The sequence below is a fragment of the Heliomicrobium sulfidophilum genome (assembly GCF_057715735.1).
On record NZ_JBVTZZ010000005.1, the window covers coordinates 1,681,517 to 1,698,599 of the forward strand.

The following is a 17,083-nucleotide window of genomic DNA, read 5'->3' on the forward strand; positions in this document are numbered from 1 at the left end:
GGCTGTTGTCTTGCTCATGGCTTCAGTCGATGACCTCCTTGATAAAGACAGTCAAGTCCTTTGTCATGTCATACTCTTTGAAGTCTACCTTGTCGTCCGTGTGTTTGCGGAAAACGCGGACGATCGGTCGGGCGGGAGAGGCGGTCTGGGCCACGACGATGCCCGTTTCGTTCGTCGTTAGCAAAACGGTGCTGCCGTTCGGGTAGAGGGCGATGTGGCGGACAAAGGAGGCGACCACATTGTGGTCGAACTTCGTGCCCGATTGGGCTAGGACCACCTCGTAGGCTTGGTGGGGGAGCAGTCTTTTTCCGGCTTTGCCGGTGATCAGGTTGTCGAAGAAATCAGATACGGCCAGGATGCGCGAGTAGAGGTGAATCTGCTCGCCCCGCAGCCGGTTCGGAAAACCCGTTCCGTCCATCAACTCATGGTGCTGGCCTGCTACATAGGCTGCCGGGATGGAAATGCCGGGCAGCTTTTTCATGATCGCCAGGCCGACGGCGCTATGTTTGCGAAAAAGGGCCGCTTCATCGGCGGTGATGGCGTTGATCGGTTTGCGCAGCAGTTCCGGATCGATGACGGTGAAGCCGATGTCATGGAGCATGCAGCCTGTCGCCAATTCGTCCAATTGCTTGCGGTTTAACCCCATGCCGAGACCGCACAGCGTCGATAGGACGGTCGTGGTGATGGAATGGGTGAAGAGGAAGTCAGATCGTTCCCGCATATCGGCCAGGTGGACCATGATGTCCATTTTGCCGATCAACTCGCTGATGATATCTTTGACCACCCCGATAAAGCGTCCTGAATTGAATTTGTTGCTGATTCGGTTCAGTTCATCGTCGTTGAGTGTCAGCAGGCCGTCCTTTTTGACGGGGATCGTGTCAGTGATGTCTTCGATGATCTGGATGGCGGCGTTTCGCGTTTTCTCTGTCAATGGCTCGTCGATGGTCACGTCTTCCAGGCGTTTGTCTTGAATATAGACTTTGGAAACCCCTAAGTTCACCATGCGGGCGATATACCCGCTCGTCAGGGCAACCCCTTGGCTGAGCAGAACTCGTCCATCACTGGCATATATGTTTTTGGCCAGGACATCTCCTGACTTGAGATTGCTCACCGATACGATCCGCATGCCATCACCTGCAAAATGTTTATTTAAGATAACTGTAGTCCCTGCAAGGAGAAAGAGGAATAGAACCGGGGTCCCAATTCTGGCTTCTGTGGAAATTAGAGGAAAGCCCTTCGCCGATTGCGCCGGCGAAGGGCTTTCGTTAATGAAGGAACCAGCTTTTTTGCCCTAATTCTCCGTAATAATTCGCTAGAGTTCTCATAAGGATTGATTGAAAAATATGGCTCAAACAAGACCTCCTGAGGTGGAAAGGACTGGTAGGTGATAGAAATGGCGCAGGCTGAGTTGGCATCAGGCCTGGCGATATTCCTGTTGGCCATGGTTGCCACCATCTCGGCCATGACAATGCCACAGGGGGTGGTCGGCTCCGGCATGGGGCCGGGGGTTTTGCCCCTGTGGGTCAGCCTGGCTCTCGCTTTCTTATCCGTCTTACAGATAGTACGTTCGCTGAGATGGGTTATGGCTGAGCGGGAGCGGTGGCACGGCAGGGGGCAGGTGCAGAGCCGTCCCGTGGTGGAGGCGGTCCGTGGTGAGGCGCCCGAGTGGCAGACTCAAATTAGCCAAGATGGTGGGTTGAAGACAAAGGGGCAACAGTCATTGCCCGATCCTAAGGCAAGCGTGAATACGTCCTCGTCTGGTTCAGCAACAAGCGTTTTGGATCCTCTCTTTGCCAAAGGGGAACTCCTTGCCGTGGCGGAACTCTTTCTGGCGGTAGCGCTCTATATGCTGGCCATGGACTTTTTGGGCTTTGGAAGCGCGACGGTAGGCCTGGTGGCGTTGTTGACTCGGCGGTTTGGTCGGTATGCCCTGTGGTGCTGCCTATCCTACGGTGCGATCGTCGGCGCGATCGCCGTCGTGCTCTTTCGCGAATTGCTCTCTTTGCCGCTGCCGGGCGGGTGGATCGGCTTTTGATCCTATCGATTGTACCCATGTATTGGATTACCAAGGTAACTGGATCGAAGGAGTCGCTAAAGGTCTTTTCCGATTCTAAGGAGGCGGAGCCGTTGGAATATATGACACCCCTGCTCCACGGCTTTGCCGACGCCCTGACCCCTGTCAACCTGTTCTTCGCTTTTGTCGGCTGCCTGTTGGGGACGCTCGTCGGGGTGCTGCCAGGTTTGGGTCCCACATCAGGCATCGCCATGCTGCTGCCCTTGACGCTCATCCTCGAACCGGCGCCGGCGATCATCATGCTCTGCGGTATTTACTACGGCGCCATGTACGGCGGATCCACTACGGCCATCCTTGTCAACATCCCGGGGGAGGTCTCTTCGGTGCCGACGGCCATGGACGGCTACGCGCTTGCGCGCCAAGGCCGGGCCGGACCCGCCTTGGTGATTGCGGCCATCTCATCATTTTTCGCCGGAACACTGAGTTTGCTCGGTCTCTCCTTTTTCGCTCCCACCCTCGCCACGTGGGCGCTCCGCTTCGGACCGCCGGAGTATGTGGCTCTCATGTGCCTTGCCCTCAGTGTCGTCGTCAATCTGACGGGACGGTCGATCGTGAAGGGGCTGATCTCGGCGCTTCTCGGCTTTCTGGTGGCCATGGTGGGGATGGATCCCATTACCGGTGTGTCGCGCTTTACCTTCGGTCAGGTGGATCTCATGTCCGGTATCGACTTCGTCAGCGTCGTTATCGGCCTCTTCGCTGTCGCTGAAATCCTCTCCAACGTGGAAAGTTCAGCCCTTCAGGTCTACAAGGCCAAGCTGAGCGGCCTGATGCCTACCTGGGCCGATATCCGGCAAACTTTGCCGACCATGCTCCGTTCCACCGGCATCGGCTTTTTTCTCGGCCTCCTGCCGGGATGCAGCCCCGCCGTGACCGCTTTTGTGGCCTATGATGCAGAAAAGCGCCTGGCGAAGAGGCCGGAGGAGTTCGGTCAGGGCAGTCTAGCCGGTGTCGCCGCTCCGGAAGGAGCCAACAACGCCACGACCAGCGGCGGCTTTGTCCCGCTGTTTTCTTTCGGCATCCCCTCCGGGCCGGCCCTGGCGGTGCTGCTCGGCGGGTTCATGATGTACGGATTGCAGCCGGGGCCGACCCTTTTTGAAAAGAACGCTGAACTGATTTGGGCGATCATCGCCTCCATGTACATCGGCAACGTCATCTTGGTCGTGCTCAACCTGCCCCTGGTCGGGATCTGGGCGCGGCTCGTGCGCGTTCCCTACCCGTTGTTGGCCCCGGTCGTGTTGGTCTGTTCTTTTATCGGCGCCTACAGCGTCCGCAACAAACTCATGGATGTCTGGATCGCCTTGTTGTTCGGCCTCATCGGCTGGTGGATGCGCAAGCTCGAAATGCCTGCCGCCCCCCTCATATTGACGACTGTTCTCGCTGGCATGTTGGAAACGTCGCTGAAACAGACCCTCAGCATGGGGGAGGGGGGCTTGGGCATCCTCCTGCACAGGCCCATCAGTGTCGCCTTGCTGTTGCTGGCCCTGGGGCTGACCGTCTTGTCCCTCTATAGCCGCTACAGGAAGATGGGCGGCGGGCCTCCGGCAATTTCTGAAGAAAGTTGAGGGGTCAACGGTGACGGAATCGCTGTCATTTCGCTCAACAGTCCAAAACGACCGCAGAGGGGAGGGGAAGTCCATGTTTTTTTCAACGCCGTGCAAGGCGGCTGGCGTCGCCGTCCTGCTGACTTTGCTCCTGGTGTTGGGCGGCTGTGCCAAAGGGAGCGCCCCGACAAGCACCGGATCTCCCGGTGAATACCCGACCAAACCGGTGTCTCTGATCATTGCTTTTACGGCGGGCGGCTCCAGCGACGTGCAGGCGCGCATCGTCGAAAAGTACTGGAAGAAGGTCTTTAACCAGCCGCTCGCCTTTGAATATAAGGTCGGCGCCGGCGGGCAGGTCGGCTTCACCGAGATTTCCCAGGCGCGTCCTGACGGGTACACCATCGGCGGCGTCAATGTTCCCCATATCATCCTCCAGTCGCTGAGCCCGCAAGCTACCTTTAAGAAGGATGATTTTATCCACATTGCCCAGGTGGTCAATGATCCCCAGATGCTGATCGTCAACAAGGAAAGCCCCATCCAGGATGTGAACGGCTTCATCGCCGAGGCCAAGAAGCGGGAAGGGAAGATGACTGTCGGCATCGTGGGCACCTTTACGGGCCATCACATGGCCTTGCTCAAGATGCAGGACGCCCTTGGCGTCACGGTGACGCCCGTTCCTTTCCAGGGGTCGGCCGACCAGAATGTGGCCCTCCTGGGCGGTCACGTCGATGCCATCATTGGCAATCTGAACGATATGATGCGCAGCCTCGACAAGATGCGCCCGCTGGGCATCGCCGCAGAAAAGCGGCACGACATGGTCAAAGCGGTGCCTACCTTCAAAGAACGGGGCTTTGATTTTGTGTCCGATATCCGACGGGGCTTCTCTGTGCCGGCCGGCACTGATCCGGCGGTCGTCAAAAAGCTCCGTGACAGTTTCCGCATCATCTGCACGGATCCGGAGTATCTCAAAGATATGGAGAAGATCGGCCAGCCGACGGAGTACATGTCAGGCGAGGAGTTCACCGCTTACTGTGACCGCTACTATGAAGAGGCAAAGGTGTTGATCGAGAGATACGGGTTGAACCGGAGCAAGGAAATCATGTGAACAATGTGGATGAAGTGGATAACAACGGCTTTGTGGATAATGTGGATAATGTGTGGAACGTGGGTAATGTGAACAATGTGGATAATGTGTGGAACGTGGGTAATGTGAACAAGTGGATGATGTGTGCGCTGTGGGTTTAGCGTGACCGCCTTCGCAAAAAAACTGTTCGGGCTCGCCTTTGCAGGTGAAGAAAAAAGGGAGTTGGATCGACTGTCCAACTCCCTTTCGTTTCTCATTCAGTTATCCGATTCCAGCATCGACCCCGTCTGCACGTACCGGGCATGGAAGGAGAGCGCCTTTTCGATGACATGAGGCGTGTGGCCACCGCGAGCGACGGCCTCTTCGTAGTAGGCCTGCAATAGGGGGCGGTAGGAGGGGTGGGCGCAGTTTTCGATGATCCGCTTGGCCCGCTCCCGGGGGGAGAGGCCGCGCAGGTCGGCCAGGCCCTGTTCGGTGACGATGATGTCCACGTCGTGTTCCGTGTGGTCCACATGGGAGCACATGGGCACGATGCTGGAGATCTTGCCGTTTTTGGCGTAGGACTTGGTACAGAAGAAGGTGAGGCGGGCGTTGCGGGCAAAGTCGCCGGAACCGCCGATGCCGTTCATCATCTGGGTGCCCATGACATGGGTCGAGTTGACATGGCCGTAGATGTCCACTTCCAAGGCGGTGTTGATGGCAATGAGGCCGAGGCGCCGGATCAGGCCGGGGTTGTTAGACATCTCCTGCGGGCGCAGGACCAGCTTGTCGCGGTACTTGTCCAGGTTTTCCATGACATACTCGTGAGTCTGCGGCGAGAGGGTGAAGGAGCAGCCCGAGGCCATCTTGATTTTGTTGGCGTCCAGCAGTTGAAAGACCGAGTCTTGCAGGACCTCTGAGTAGACCTCGAGGTCGGAAAAATCGGAGTTGAGGAAGCCGGCGAAGACAGCGTTGGCGATGGAGCCGACGCCCGATTGCAGCGGCGCCAGGTTCGGACCGAGGCGGCCGGCGGCCACTTCATCCTTGAGGAAGTTCAAGAGGTGCTGGGCCATCACTTCCGTCTCTTCGTCAGGCGGGACGATGGCCGAGTTGACATCGGCCTGGTTGGTGATGATGATGCCGCGGATCTTGGCCGGGTCGACGGGAATGGCCGTCGCGCCGACGCGCTGGCCCGCTTGGGTGAGGGGGATCGGCTGGCGGTGCCCCTGGTAGCCCGGGTCGTAGATGTCATGGACCCCTTCGAGGCCCAGCGGCTGGGCTAGGTTCAATTCTACGATGACCTCTTTGGCCTGAGCGACGAAGATATGCGAGTTGCCGACAGAGGTGCTCGGGACGATATGCCCCTCCTCTGTGATGGCGACCGCTTCGATCAGCGCCACGTCGACGGGCGGGATGGCGCCGGAACGGAGCAGTTCCGCCGTATGGGAGAGGTGCTGGTCTATGTAGCAGACCTCGCCGTTGTTGAGAGCGGCACGCATCCGCTTTTCTGACTGGTAGGGCAGGCGACGGTGGACGATGCCCGATTCTGCCAGGATGCCGTCGATATGAGAGCTAATGGAGGCGCCGGTATAGACGTTGACTTTGAACGGCTTTCCTTCATTTTTTACACGCTCGACCAAAGCCAGGGGGATCACTTTTACGTCGCCGGCGGCGGTGAACCCGCTAAAGCCGAGGGTCATCCCGTCCTCGATCCAGGACGCCGCTTCTTCCGCAGTTACGATGCGTTCTTTCAGGGCGGCATTGCGCAAGCGCTGGGAAAGCATTCAAAATCCTCCTATATATGTACTATAAAAAAAGACATAACCTAAAAGGAGAATATCACAAAAAGTTTGCGCTTTTCAGCCTTTTTAAGTCAAGCGAGAATAAGCAAGGGTAAGCGAGAATAGGAGAGGACAGACGAGAACGCCGACGGGTGAACGAGCATAAACGACCGCCAAAGGGGGACAAAAGGCCTTAAAAGCCCATGAGCCGGCGGAAGTGGCTGGCGTAGCGCTGGCTGACCGGGATCTGGGTTTTGCGTTTCATTTTGAGGGAAAGGAGGAAGGTGGAATGGAAATCAGGGAGGATCTCGGCAATCTTGTCCACATTGACGATATAGGCTCGGTGGCAACGGATGTACTGGTTGCGCGGCAGCAGCCATTCCAGTTCAAAGAGGGTGTGCTTGTTGATGTATTGCTCGTCTTCTGTGAAGATGCGGGTCCGTCCGTTTTCGGAATCGATGTAGGTGATTTCCTCTAGGGGGATGGGGATCCACTTTTCCTCGTTCTTGCCGATGAGAAACTTGTGGCGGGGCAGTTTGACGATCTCGTTCGCCAAAAACGGCGGGATCACTGCCGTCAGGCAGGATTTTTCCAACCCCAGCTCATGCAGTGGGGTGCTGATGGCGAAGTAGGGAACACCGTAGAGGTCCTCCTCCATGTACATGGAGATGGGGCCGCCGGAGTGGAGCGCCTGCATGGTCACGCTGCCCTCTTTGATCAAATCGCCGGGCTTGATCTTCAGATCAACCGTTGAACTGGGCAAGTAATAGACAAACCGGTCATCTTCGGAAATGGCGATGGAGACATCCCAGGGTAGAATTCGGCGGATGGCTTTGACAATGCCCGACAGGTTCTCAAAGGGGATGTCCACAGCGCGCACTCCTTTTATTAGCGAAGACCCCTTGCAAGTAGGCGCGGATGTCCGTGCGGATCGGCATGAAATAAACGTTCGTATTGGTGGCTTCAATATAATCCATCGCTTTGCGGGCGAAGTGGATGTTCCATTCCAATGTGGGTCGAAAATCAGCCGGGAAAATTACATTGTTTTTGGTTCTCCAGTAGTCCGCGGATTTTTCCGTGGTCACCGGAGAAATGCCCCAAAAGATCTCTTTCCCTTTTAATCCTTTTAACATTTCTCCGTAGATCTCCATGAGGCGGAGATCAAAGAAGGGTTGCGTAAAGAATCCGTCAGCGCCGGCGTCAACCTTGCGTTTGGCGTACTCTAATTCTTGCTTCAGGCTGCTCCGGTAGGGATCGATGGCGGCATAGACCTTCATGCCAGGCACTTCGTCTTTGAAACGACGGATCACGTCGATACACGTCGTGGGATACACCTTGCGGGACATGTCATGGGGCGGATCGCCCGTGACGATCAAAACCTCTGTGACCCCATCCTCTCGCAACTGCTGGCCCATCGGTAGGGGGACATCGGGATTGAGATCGATGGCGCGGATGTGAGGAATGGCCGTCATATAGTAATCCTTGACGATGGTGCAGGCATCCCAACTGCGAAGAGGAAAGCGCAGTAAATCAGGAACGTTGATCCCCATGACAGGTTGGAATTCTTGCGAAAGCATCTGCAATTCCGAAATAAGCTCCTGCTCGGAGCGGGGGACAAGTTCGACGGTAATGCGTGTCATGGGCAGAACCTCCAAATAAAAACCAATTGTTATCTCAGTTTAACCTACTTTTTATTCAATGAGCAAGGGAAAAATAGCCCGTCGTCCTTTTCTTGAGCAAGGGAAAAATAGCCCGTCGTCCTTTTCTCCAAAAAAGAGATGCTCTTGAATCGAAAAGGGCATTATCAAGCACTAATGAATAAAATTCGACGAATTTCTACAAACCGATGTAGTATAATGTAAAATGGTACGTTAAGCTAATTGAAGTCTGGCTTTCAAAACGGACGCTAAGGATGTTTTTTGTGCGGTCAAGAGAGAAATGAAAAAGCGAAGCTTGTTTAGCTTCGCTAAAGCGCAGTGAGATAAGTGGCGACGTTGAAAGACAACCTACGCAAAATCGATATATCCCGGCTCCATGCGTTCAATGGCGGCCAGGGTTTCTATGCGCATGCCTTTCGCCCGCAATCCGGCGCCGCCTTGCTGAAAGAGTTTTTCAATGACGATGCCGGCGCCGGCGAGCTGAGCGCCGGACTGTTCGATAATATCGACGAGACCTTTCAGCGCCTCGCCATGGGCGAGAAAGTCATCGACGACCAGGACAACATCGTCGGGTAAGAGAAACTTTTTCGACACGGTGATGGTCACCGACTCCTGCCGGGTGAAGGAGTAGATCTGCGATGCGTACACATCACTCTGTGTGCTGGCCTTCTTTTTCTTGGCGAAGACTACCGGCACGTTGAGGGCAAGGGCCACCGCCGAGGCGACGGCGATACCGGAGGCTTCTACCGTAAGCACTCGGGTAATGCCCGCGCCGGCAAAACGGTCTGCCAGTTCTTTGCCCATCCGGAGGATAAAGGCGGGGTCAATCTGGTGATTTAAAAAGGTATCCACCTTGAGGATATGGGTGCCGATTACTTCGCCCTCGGCCAAAATGCGGTCCTTCAATTCCTGCATCGTCAACTCTCCTGTATGTAACTTTGTTGTGGCGCCATAGGCCTGGCATCATGGAGCGCAGATGGCATTGCTATTGCTCGATTGTTCAATAGTTTACAGGATACCATAAAACAGAACCCATGACGATAGCAGAATACGCGCCCTTCGCTAGCCCACAACGGAGGAAAAAGGGCGATGAAAATAGAATGAACCAGGAACTGTTGTAAAAATCATCGTCTGGAGTGACCAACTTGAAAGGGAAGCGCTCATTATCGCGAACGGCCATTGCACGACAATTTTTTGTTTCGCCAGAGTTGGCGTTAGCGCCGATTCCAATGTCGGTTTGGCGTCGAATCATTTGCGCCGGCGTGATCGCCCTGCTCGTAACGAGCGGTTGCAGCGCCCCTTCGGCGGGAACATCGGGAGCACCTGCAGCACCTGCAGCACCTGCAGCACCCGCGGCACCCGCAGCACCTGCAGCATCTGCAACACCCGCAACATCCCCTGCGAACAGCCCCCCATCCGGTTCTCCCGTCTCCGAGGAAAACCGGAAGCGGGCCGTTGCGTTGTATGAGCAGGGCTATTATGCCTTCGATGTGGAGCTTGGGCCGAACCGGCTGAAAAAAGCCATTTCCCTTTATGAGCAAGCGTTGGCCCTGGACCCCGACTGCTATCAGGCCTATACGGGTAAGGGCATCGCCGTCGCCTTTATGGGAAATCTGGATGAAGCGCTGCGGTTGCTCGATCGCGCCATCGCCATCCGGCCGGATTACGGTTTTGCCTACTACAACCGGGGCTTGGCTCTCAAATATCACGGCCGTTTTGACGATGCCCTCGTCTGGTTTGATCGATCCCTGGCCTACGATGCGGACAACGCCTGGACCTACTTCGGGAAGGCAGCCATCTACGATGCGCAGGGCAATACACAAGCCTGTCTGGACAACCTGGCGAAAGCCATTGCGATCATGCCCTACTGCAAAGTGACGGCAAGGGAAAAGACAGACGAGGATTTCAGCCATGTCAAACATCTGCCAGAGTATCAAAAACTGATCGCTGAATAAGCGCCAACTGTCAGGGAAGGATTATTAGAAGAAGCAGGGTGGAAAAGAAATGGATGCAGAAACGGTGAGCACGGAAAAGGGTAATGGTAAACAAGCAGATCATCAGCAGAGCGATGCTCAATCGACTCCTCGCAAAGCTGACGCCATTGGGATGAGAGAAGCGTCTCATGGGGGGCGCGACCTCTTCCGGACGTTGCAATCCTTTTACGAATGCGCCATGACCACCGTCTCACGGATCAATCAGCGGACCGATTTGACCTTTACCCAGTTGCAGATCATGAACCACATCAATTTTCGCGGTTTGGCCCTTCAGAAGGAGATGCGCAAGCAGTTTCACCTGACCCAGGGGGCGCTCTCGACGGCGCTGAAAGACCTGGAGAAGCGGGAGTTGATCATGCGGACTCAGAGCCCTGTTGACCAGCGTGAATGGGTGATCGCCCTTTCACCGAAAGGAGAACAGTTGCTGGCCGAAATCGGCCATACCATGCACAGCAAGCTGCGAGAGTTGGTGGAGAAGCATCCTCAGCAGGTGAACCAACTGATGGATTCGGTCGAGTGGTTTACGGAAAACTATTCCCCGGACGAAGTTTAGTTTCGAAATAGCAGTAGGCCCTTGCCAAGAGCGGTCAAGGGCCTTTTGTTGCGTAGCGGCCATTCGAGCAAATCACAGATCACACTGGCTGGTGCAGGAACTGCAGGTCGAGTTGCAGCTTGACGTGGCGAGAAACCCCGGCTCGTCATCGCTGTCATCATAATCGATGCGCAGTCCCCGGAGATAGTCTTTGCTCACATCGTCGGCCACAAAGGAGATCCCCGCCGCCTCGAAGACAAAATCGCCCCGTTTGGTTTCGAATTCAAGGCCCAGGTCGTAGGCCGAGTGTTCCCGGCTGAGGGCAAAAATCCGGATGTATTTCGCTTTGCTTTCTTCTAGAAGTTCGAGCAGTTTCTGACGTCCCTTTTCGGTCACCGTGATCACGGGAACCACCTCCATCTTGATTTTACCCCCCGTTGAACGAAAATCAATACAAAAAACATTAAAAAACCCGGATGCTGTACACACCCGGGTTGATGGATCTCTGTGATGAAAAAATAATGCCCCATGATTCTTCGCAGACGATCCCTTTGTCTGCTGCGTAGCGCGGACTGTTACACCTTTTGCAGGCTGTGAATCGTCGCAGGTCAGCCGTTATGCATGGGTGAAGGCCGCTAATCCCGCTGCCACGAGAACCACGATCAACATGGAAATCAAGTCCCATTCGTGAGAAGTCATTCTCGATTCGTTCGCACAAGATTTCATCGGCTTCACCTCGCTTCGTTTCTGAAGTATACTAATTAGACAGCGACGCGGGCAAAAAAGTTCCAGCACAAAGCTCTATAGAGCCCTTTTCACGGGATTATTTTTTTGGCATATCCTGCCGGGGAAGACTCGGCTCGCCATCGACGAGGAGGCAGCGCAAGTGTCCAAAAAACTGTGGGGCGGCCGTTTCCAAAAAGGAACCGACAAGGTCGTCGAAGATTTCCATTCATCCATCTCTTTTGACCAGCGTTTGTACAAGCAAGACATCCGGGGATCGATGGCCCATGCCCGCATGCTCGGGCAGCAGGGCATCATCGACGAGACGGACGCCCGGGCCATCATCGCCGGCCTGGAAGGCATCCTGACCGACATCGAAGCTGGCCGCATTGAATTTGACGTGGCCGCCGAAGACATCCACATGAACATCGAGAAGATCCTGACCGAGCGCGTCGGTGATATCGGCAAGAAGTTGCACACCGCTCGCAGTCGCAACGACCAGGTGGCCCTCGACATCCGCCTCTACCTCCGCGACGAGATCGCCGAGACGCGGTCGCTCCTGGCCAACCTGATCGCTACCCTGCTCGATACGGCCGAGGCGAATGTGGACACGATCATGCCGGGCTACACGCACCTGCAAAAGGCCCAGCCGATCACCCTGGCCCACCACCTGTTGGCCTATGTGCAGATGTTTGACCGCGATCGGGACCGCCTGGCCGACTGTGCCCGCCGCCTCAACCGTTCCCCCTTGGGCTCCGGCGCCCTGGCCGGAACGACCTTCCCTTTGGATCGCTTGGCCGTCGCCCGAGAACTTGGCTTTGACGGGATCACCGAAAACAGCCTCGACGGCGTGTCTGACCGCGATTTCGCCATCGAGTTCTGCGCCGCCGCCTCTTTGACCATGATGCACCTCTCCCGTTTTTGCGAGGAGATCATCCTCTGGAGCAGCCAGGAGTTTGCCTTCATCGAACTCGATGACGCCTACTCCACCGGCAGTTCCATGATGCCTCAGAAGAAAAACCCCGACGTGGCCGAACTCATCCGCGGCAAGACGGGCCGCGTCTACGGCGATCTGATGGCCCTCCTCACAGTGATGAAGTCCCTGCCGCTGGCGTACAACAAGGACATGCAGGAGGACAAAGAGAGCCTCTTCGACGCCGTCGACACCGTCAAAGGCTGCCTGACCGTCTTCACCCCCATGATCGCTACCATGCGTGTGCGCCGTGAAGTGATGAAAGCTGGCGCCCGGGGCGGCTTCACCAACGCCACCGACGTGGCCGACTACCTGGCCAAAAAGGGCGTCTCTTTCCGTGAAGCCCATGAGATCGTCGGCAAGATGGTGCTCCTCTGCGTCCAAAAGGGCGTCGCCCTCGACGACCTCTGCTTTGATGACTTCCGCGCCTGCTCCGACGCCTTTGGCGAGGACATCTACGAAGCCATTTCGGTGGAGCGCTGTGTGGCCGACCGCAAGGTCCCTGGTGGTCCCGCGCCGGAAGCGGTAAAGGAAGCCATAGCGCAAGCGCGGCGGCGGTTGGACGAGCAATAGCGGACAAACCTGAAAGAATTCGAAAAAATAGTGATTGAAGCCGGATTATATCCGTGATATGGTAAAAGTGTTGGAAGTGAACCCGAAACACTTTAGGGGGTGAACTTAGGTGGCCTACAAAATCTCCGATGCCTGCGTCGCTTGTGGCGCTTGCAAAGATGCGTGCCCCGTAGAAGCAATCATGGAGGGCGATATCTATACGATCGCCGATTCCTGCATTGATTGCGGTACTTGTGCTGACACTTGCCCAGCCGGCGCTATCAGCGAGGGTTAAGACAGAATTATTCTCGCTGGGTGTGGTGTGTTTCTAGATGATGACCATAGGGATTTAGGAAGGCAGGTGAAAGAATAATGGCTTACAAAATCACCGATGCTTGCACCGCTTGCGGCGCTTGCATGGACGGCTGCTGCGTTGGCGCCATCGTCGAAGGCAAGAAGTACTCCATCACCAGTGATTGCGTGGACTGCGGCGTTTGCGCCGATAAGTGCCCCGTAGAAGCTATCGTTGCTGGCTAATCGAACATAACCCGCAAAGCGTCCCTTGACTTGCCGTCAGGGGGCGCTTTTTTCATTCCACAGGCCGGCCATTTCAGATCTGACGAAGAGAGAGGATTTCTCGAATTTTTCTCGAATATATACCATTCAAGTTTCCCGACGTCAAAGCGGGTGAAGAGGGCGGCTATCGTTGTACGACGGTATGGAAGGCAGGCAGGCCGCCGGATGGACCACGGCAGATCGGATCGCAACAAAATGGATCACAGCAGAACGGGAGGATGGAAGGCAATGCGGCAAGGATGCATGCTTGGGAATTCTGTCGCCTTTTTGCCGGAAGGCGAAACGGGGCGGACAGCAGGGCTTTTGTTTGACTTTTTGGCGGACAGTCAAGGCGCGGATCTCTCTGACCGTAGGGCAGAGGGCGCTTTGGCTGTCCCTTTGATTCAATATGGGGCTTCCTATCAGGAGGTGAGCCCATGATCTGGAACCGCGAGATGGAGTGCATCGACCGGCAGTCGCTCCGGCGTTTGCAGCTCACACGCCTCCAGGAGACGCTCCAGCGCGTCTACGAGAAGGTCCCCTTTTACCGCCAGCGTTTCGATGAGGCCGGGGTGCGCCCGGAAGACGTGAAGACGCTGGAGGACATCGGCAAGTTTCCCTTCACGACGAAAACGGACCTGCGCGATCAGTACCCCTTCGGGCTTTTTGCCGTCCCAAAAAAAGAACTGATCCGCCTGCACGCCTCCTCTGGCACGACGGGCAAGCCGATCGTCGGCGGCTACACCCGGGGCGACTTAGAACGATGGACCGAACAGGTGGCGCGCATCGCCGTCATGGCCGGCGTGACGAGCGAGGACACCGCTCAGATCGCCTTCACTTACGGGCTCTTCACCGGGGGCTTTGGCCTTCATTACGGATTAGAAAAAGTCGGCTGCGCCATCGTGCCCGCCTCAGGCGGCAACACGCAGCGCCAGATCATGCTCATGCAGGATTTCGAGACGACGGTGCTCGTCTGCACACCGAGTTACGCCCTTCACCTGGCCGAAGAGGCCCGGTCCATGGGCATCGACCCGGCCAGCCTGCCGCTGCGCGTCGGTCTCTTCGGATCAGAGCCATGGTCCGAGGGGATGCGCCGGGAGATACAAAACGCCTGGGGCATCCGCGCCACCGACAACTACGGCCTCACCGAACTGGGCGGGCCGGGCGTTGCCGGCGAGTGTCTACATACAGCGGGATTGCATATTCTCGAGGACCACTACTTGGCCGAGGTCATCGATCCGGAGACTGGTGAGCCCGTCGAGGAAGGCTGCGAGGGGGAACTGGTCTTCACCACCTTGACCAAGGAAGGATTCCCCATCATCCGCTACCGGACCAAGGACATCAGCTGTATCGACCGGAGCCCCTGCGCCTGTGGACGGACGCTGGCGCGCATGCGCCGCGTTACCGGCCGCACCGACGACATGCTGATCATCCGGGGCGTCAACGTCTTTCCGTCTCAGATTGAGAGCGTACTCATGGAGATCAAAGGCGTGACGCCTCACTACCTGCTGGTCGTCGACCGCCAGGGCTTTTTAGATACCTTGGAGGTCCAGGTGGAACTGGCCGAGGAGCGGTTTGTCGACAACTACCGCGAACTGGAGGCGCTGACCACCGCCATCCGGGAGCGGTTAAAGAGTGTCCTTTCCGTCAGCGCCAAGGTGCGCCTCGTCGAGCCCCGTTCCCTCGAACGGAGCCCCGGCAAGGCCAAGCGCATCCTCGACCGGCGACCGAAGGACTAGCAAAAAATCCGGTGAAGCTCCGGGCAATGACAAAAGAGTGACTGATTAGAGACAAAGGGGGATTATCGTTGAAGACGCTTTTGACCGGCAATGAAGCCATTGCCCGCGGCGCCTACGAGTACGGCGTGACCGTGGCGGCGGCCTACCCCGGAACGCCCAGTACGGAGATCCTCGAAAACATCGCCAAGTATCCTGAGATCTATTGCCAGTGGTCCCCCAATGAAAAGGTGGCCATGGAGGTCGGCGTCGGCGCCGCCATCGCCGGCGCCCGCACCATCGTGACTATGAAGCATGTTGGCGTCAACGTGGCCGCCGATCCTCTTTTTACAGCGGCTTACACCGGCGTGCGCGGCGGCCTCGTCCTCGTTTCCGCCGACGACCCGGGCATGCACTCCTCCCAGAACGAACAGGACAACCGCAACTACGCGCCCTTCGCCAAAATCCCCATGCTCGAACCGTCTGACTCCCAGGAAGCCAAGGACATGGTCAAACTGGCCTTGGACATGTCGGAACGCTTTGATACGCCCGTGCTGCTGCGCATCACCACCCGCATCGCCCACTCCCAGAGCCTCGTCGAACTGGGCGAACCAATGGAGCGCGTCGTCCAGCCCTATAAAAAGGACGCGAAAAAATACGTCATGATCCCGGCCTACGCCAGAACGCGGCGGCTCTTCATCGAAGAGCGTGACAAGCAGTTGGCCGACTTCTCCGAGACGGTGGAAGTCAACCGCGTCGAGATGAGAGATCCCTCTTTCGGCATCATCACCTCCGGCGTCAGCTACCAGTACGTCCGGGAAGCCTTCCCCGACGCGTCGGTCCTCCGCCTCGGCATGACCCACCCGCTGCCGAAGGAAAAGATCGCCGATTTCGCCGAAGCCGTCGACGTGCTCTTTGTGGTCGAGGAACTCGATCCCTACCTGGAAGATCGCATCCGGGCCATGGGCATCGACGTCATCGGCAAGTCGATCCTGCCGGCCTACGGCGAACTGTCCGTCAACCTTGTCAAGAAGCAGATCCTGGCGGTGCTCGGTGTGATCGCCGAGGCCGGCGCGGATGGCTCGGGCGATGCGGCCGTTGCATCGGATAGCGACAACGCGGACAACAACGGCGCTCGTGCCTGCGACGAAGCCGCCGTAACGGCCGATGAACCCTTCAATGCCCCTGTCCGTCCCCCCGTCATGTGTCCCGGCTGCCCACACCGGGGCGTCTTCTACGTGCTGCGTGAGCTCCGGCTCGTCGTCTCCGGCGACATCGGCTGTTATACCCTGGGCACCATGGCGCCCCTGGAGGCGATGGACACCTGCATCTGCATGGGCGCCTCCATCTCCGGGGCGCTGGGCATGGAAAAGGCCAATCCCGATCTGGCTCGCCGCCTCGTCTCCGTCATCGGCGACTCCACCTTCCTCCACTCCGGCGTCACCGGTCTGATGGACATCGTCTACAACGGCGGCACCTCGACGGTGATCATCCTCGACAACTCGACTACCGCCATGACCGGCCACCAGCACAACCCCTCGACGGGCCAAACACTGATGGGCAAAGAGGCGCCTGTCGTCGATTTCGTCGCCCTTGCCAAGGCCCTTGGCGTCAAGCGTGTCATCGAGGTCGATCCCCTCGACTTAGACCGTGTCAAAGCGGTGATCAAGGAAGAGATGGCCGCGCCCGAACCGTCGGTGATCATCACCCGCCGTCCCTGCGCCCTCATCGTCAAAAACACGGAAAAAGCGCTTGAATGTGTCGGTTGCAAGGGCTGCAAAGCTTGCCTGCGCATCGGCTGCCCGGCCCTTTCCTTTGATAAGGCCACCCGCCAGGTCGTCGTCAACAGCGCCCTCTGCACCGGCTGCGGCCTCTGCGCCCAACTCTGCCTCTTTAACGCCCTGCGAAAGGCGGGTGAATAG

17 protein-coding genes are annotated in these 17,083 nt (G+C 57.1%); 10 read left to right on the forward strand and 7 right to left on the reverse strand.

Translation table 11 applies throughout. The features are described from left to right. Window positions 1–22: 22 nt before the first annotated feature. Window positions 23–1,126, reverse strand: coding sequence for an HD-GYP domain-containing protein (locus tag AC0CW1_RS13710; RefSeq protein ID WP_488183571.1), 1,104 nt, complete (start codon window positions 1,124–1,126; stop codon window positions 23–25). 267 nt (window positions 1,127–1,393) lie between these two features. Between AC0CW1_RS13710 and AC0CW1_RS13715 the strand changes: the two genes are divergently transcribed. The 3 genes from AC0CW1_RS13715 (at window position 1,394) to AC0CW1_RS13725 (ending at window position 4,720) form a co-directional block, all read left to right on the forward strand. Then, window positions 1,394–2,035 (forward strand): tripartite tricarboxylate transporter TctB family protein, encoded by a 642-nt coding sequence (locus AC0CW1_RS13715; RefSeq protein WP_488184159.1) that lies wholly within the window; start codon window positions 1,394–1,396, stop codon window positions 2,033–2,035. A 101-nt stretch (window positions 2,036–2,136) separates the two neighbouring features. Beyond that, a complete protein-coding gene (locus AC0CW1_RS13720; protein WP_488184160.1) occupies window positions 2,137–3,636 on the forward strand; it encodes a tripartite tricarboxylate transporter permease in 1,500 nt (499 codons plus the stop codon). Between the two features lie 73 nt (window positions 3,637–3,709). Next, window positions 3,710–4,720 (forward strand): tripartite tricarboxylate transporter substrate binding protein, encoded by a 1,011-nt coding sequence (locus AC0CW1_RS13725; RefSeq protein ID WP_488183572.1) that lies wholly within the window; start codon window positions 3,710–3,712, stop codon window positions 4,718–4,720. A 236-nt stretch (window positions 4,721–4,956) separates the two neighbouring features. Here AC0CW1_RS13725 and scpC read toward each other — a convergent pair whose 3' ends face one another. The 5 genes from scpC to AC0CW1_RS13750 form a co-directional block, all read right to left on the reverse strand. Continuing rightward, entirely contained in the window at window positions 4,957–6,462 is a 1,506-nt protein-coding gene (gene scpC, locus AC0CW1_RS13730; protein ID WP_488183573.1) for a succinyl-CoA:acetate CoA-transferase ScpC, read from the reverse strand. A 190-nt stretch (window positions 6,463–6,652) separates the two neighbouring features. After that, window positions 6,653–7,330, reverse strand: coding sequence for a LytTR family DNA-binding domain-containing protein (locus AC0CW1_RS13735; protein WP_488183574.1), 678 nt, complete (start codon window positions 7,328–7,330; stop codon window positions 6,653–6,655). Next, a complete protein-coding gene (locus AC0CW1_RS13740) occupies window positions 7,314–8,099 on the reverse strand; it encodes a methylenetetrahydrofolate reductase (protein ID WP_488183575.1) in 786 nt (261 codons plus the stop codon). Before AC0CW1_RS13740 ends, AC0CW1_RS13735 begins: the two co-directional genes overlap by 17 nt. 366 nt (window positions 8,100–8,465) lie before the next feature. Next, the gene (locus tag AC0CW1_RS13745) at window positions 8,466–9,032 is read right to left on the reverse strand and encodes a xanthine phosphoribosyltransferase (RefSeq protein WP_488183576.1); all 567 of its coding nucleotides are present in this window, start codon (window positions 9,030–9,032) and stop codon (window positions 8,466–8,468) included. 333 nt (window positions 9,033–9,365) lie between these two features. Next, window positions 9,366–9,500: a hypothetical protein gene (locus AC0CW1_RS13750; protein WP_488183577.1), complete on the reverse strand. Its 135-nt coding sequence runs from the start codon at window positions 9,498–9,500 to the stop codon at window positions 9,366–9,368. 77 nt (window positions 9,501–9,577) lie between these two features. Between AC0CW1_RS13750 and AC0CW1_RS13755 the strand changes: the two genes are divergently transcribed. Together AC0CW1_RS13755 and AC0CW1_RS13760 are read left to right on the forward strand one after the other, a co-directional pair. Then, window positions 9,578–10,072: a tetratricopeptide repeat protein gene (locus tag AC0CW1_RS13755; protein ID WP_488183578.1), complete on the forward strand. Its 495-nt coding sequence runs from the start codon at window positions 9,578–9,580 to the stop codon at window positions 10,070–10,072. Window positions 10,073–10,121: 49 nt separating this feature from the next. Continuing rightward, complete coding sequence (locus AC0CW1_RS13760) at window positions 10,122–10,664, forward strand: MarR family winged helix-turn-helix transcriptional regulator (RefSeq protein ID WP_488183579.1); 543 nt, start codon at window positions 10,122–10,124, stop codon at window positions 10,662–10,664. Between the two features lie 72 nt (window positions 10,665–10,736). On the opposite strand, the gene AC0CW1_RS13765 is transcribed toward AC0CW1_RS13760, so the two are convergent. Continuing rightward, complete coding sequence (locus tag AC0CW1_RS13765; protein ID WP_488183580.1) at window positions 10,737–11,063, reverse strand: HesB/IscA family protein; 327 nt, start codon at window positions 11,061–11,063, stop codon at window positions 10,737–10,739. 466 nt (window positions 11,064–11,529) lie between these two features. On the opposite strand from AC0CW1_RS13765, the gene argH reads away from it, so the two are divergent. The 5 genes from argH (at window position 11,530) to iorA (ending at window position 17,083) form a co-directional block, all read left to right on the forward strand. Next, window positions 11,530–12,912: an argininosuccinate lyase gene (gene argH / locus AC0CW1_RS13770; protein WP_488183581.1), complete on the forward strand. Its 1,383-nt coding sequence runs from the start codon at window positions 11,530–11,532 to the stop codon at window positions 12,910–12,912. Between the two features lie 109 nt (window positions 12,913–13,021). Continuing rightward, complete coding sequence (locus AC0CW1_RS13775) at window positions 13,022–13,186, forward strand: DUF362 domain-containing protein (RefSeq protein WP_488183582.1); 165 nt, start codon at window positions 13,022–13,024, stop codon at window positions 13,184–13,186. A 77-nt stretch (window positions 13,187–13,263) separates the two neighbouring features. Next, window positions 13,264–13,428: a DUF362 domain-containing protein gene (locus AC0CW1_RS13780; RefSeq protein WP_488183583.1), complete on the forward strand. Its 165-nt coding sequence runs from the start codon at window positions 13,264–13,266 to the stop codon at window positions 13,426–13,428. Window positions 13,429–13,883: 455 nt separating this feature from the next. Then, the gene (locus tag AC0CW1_RS13785; RefSeq protein WP_488183584.1) at window positions 13,884–15,185 is read left to right on the forward strand and encodes a phenylacetate--CoA ligase family protein; all 1,302 of its coding nucleotides are present in this window, start codon (window positions 13,884–13,886) and stop codon (window positions 15,183–15,185) included. 68 nt (window positions 15,186–15,253) lie between these two features. Continuing rightward, window positions 15,254–17,083, forward strand: coding sequence for an indolepyruvate ferredoxin oxidoreductase subunit alpha (gene iorA / locus AC0CW1_RS13790; protein ID WP_488183585.1), 1,830 nt, complete (start codon window positions 15,254–15,256; stop codon window positions 17,081–17,083).

Excerpts from the sequence above, each read along its gene's own strand:
- scpC (WP_488183573.1), bottom strand. The coding sequence starts at position 6,462 with ATGCTTTCCCAGCGCTTGCGCAATGCCGCCCTGAAAGAACGCATCGTA.
- AC0CW1_RS13785 (WP_488183584.1), top strand. The coding sequence starts at position 13,884 with ATGATCTGGAACCGCGAGATGGAGTGCATCGACCGGCAGTCGCTCCGG.
- AC0CW1_RS13715 (WP_488184159.1), top strand. The coding sequence starts at position 1,394 with ATGGCGCAGGCTGAGTTGGCATCAGGCCTGGCGATATTCCTGTTGGCC.
- AC0CW1_RS13740 (WP_488183575.1), bottom strand. The coding sequence starts at position 8,099 with ATGACACGCATTACCGTCGAACTTGTCCCCCGCTCCGAGCAGGAGCTT.
- AC0CW1_RS13725 (WP_488183572.1), top strand. The coding sequence starts at position 3,710 with ATGTTTTTTTCAACGCCGTGCAAGGCGGCTGGCGTCGCCGTCCTGCTG.
- AC0CW1_RS13780 (WP_488183583.1), top strand. The coding sequence starts at position 13,264 with ATGGCTTACAAAATCACCGATGCTTGCACCGCTTGCGGCGCTTGCATG.
- AC0CW1_RS13765 (WP_488183580.1), bottom strand. The coding sequence starts at position 11,063 with ATGGAGGTGGTTCCCGTGATCACGGTGACCGAAAAGGGACGTCAGAAA.
- AC0CW1_RS13760 (WP_488183579.1), top strand. The coding sequence starts at position 10,122 with ATGGATGCAGAAACGGTGAGCACGGAAAAGGGTAATGGTAAACAAGCA.
- AC0CW1_RS13710 (WP_488183571.1), bottom strand. The coding sequence starts at position 1,126 with ATGCGGATCGTATCGGTGAGCAATCTCAAGTCAGGAGATGTCCTGGCC.
- AC0CW1_RS13745 (WP_488183576.1), bottom strand. The coding sequence starts at position 9,032 with ATGCAGGAATTGAAGGACCGCATTTTGGCCGAGGGCGAAGTAATCGGC.
- AC0CW1_RS13720 (WP_488184160.1), top strand. The coding sequence starts at position 2,137 with ATGACACCCCTGCTCCACGGCTTTGCCGACGCCCTGACCCCTGTCAAC.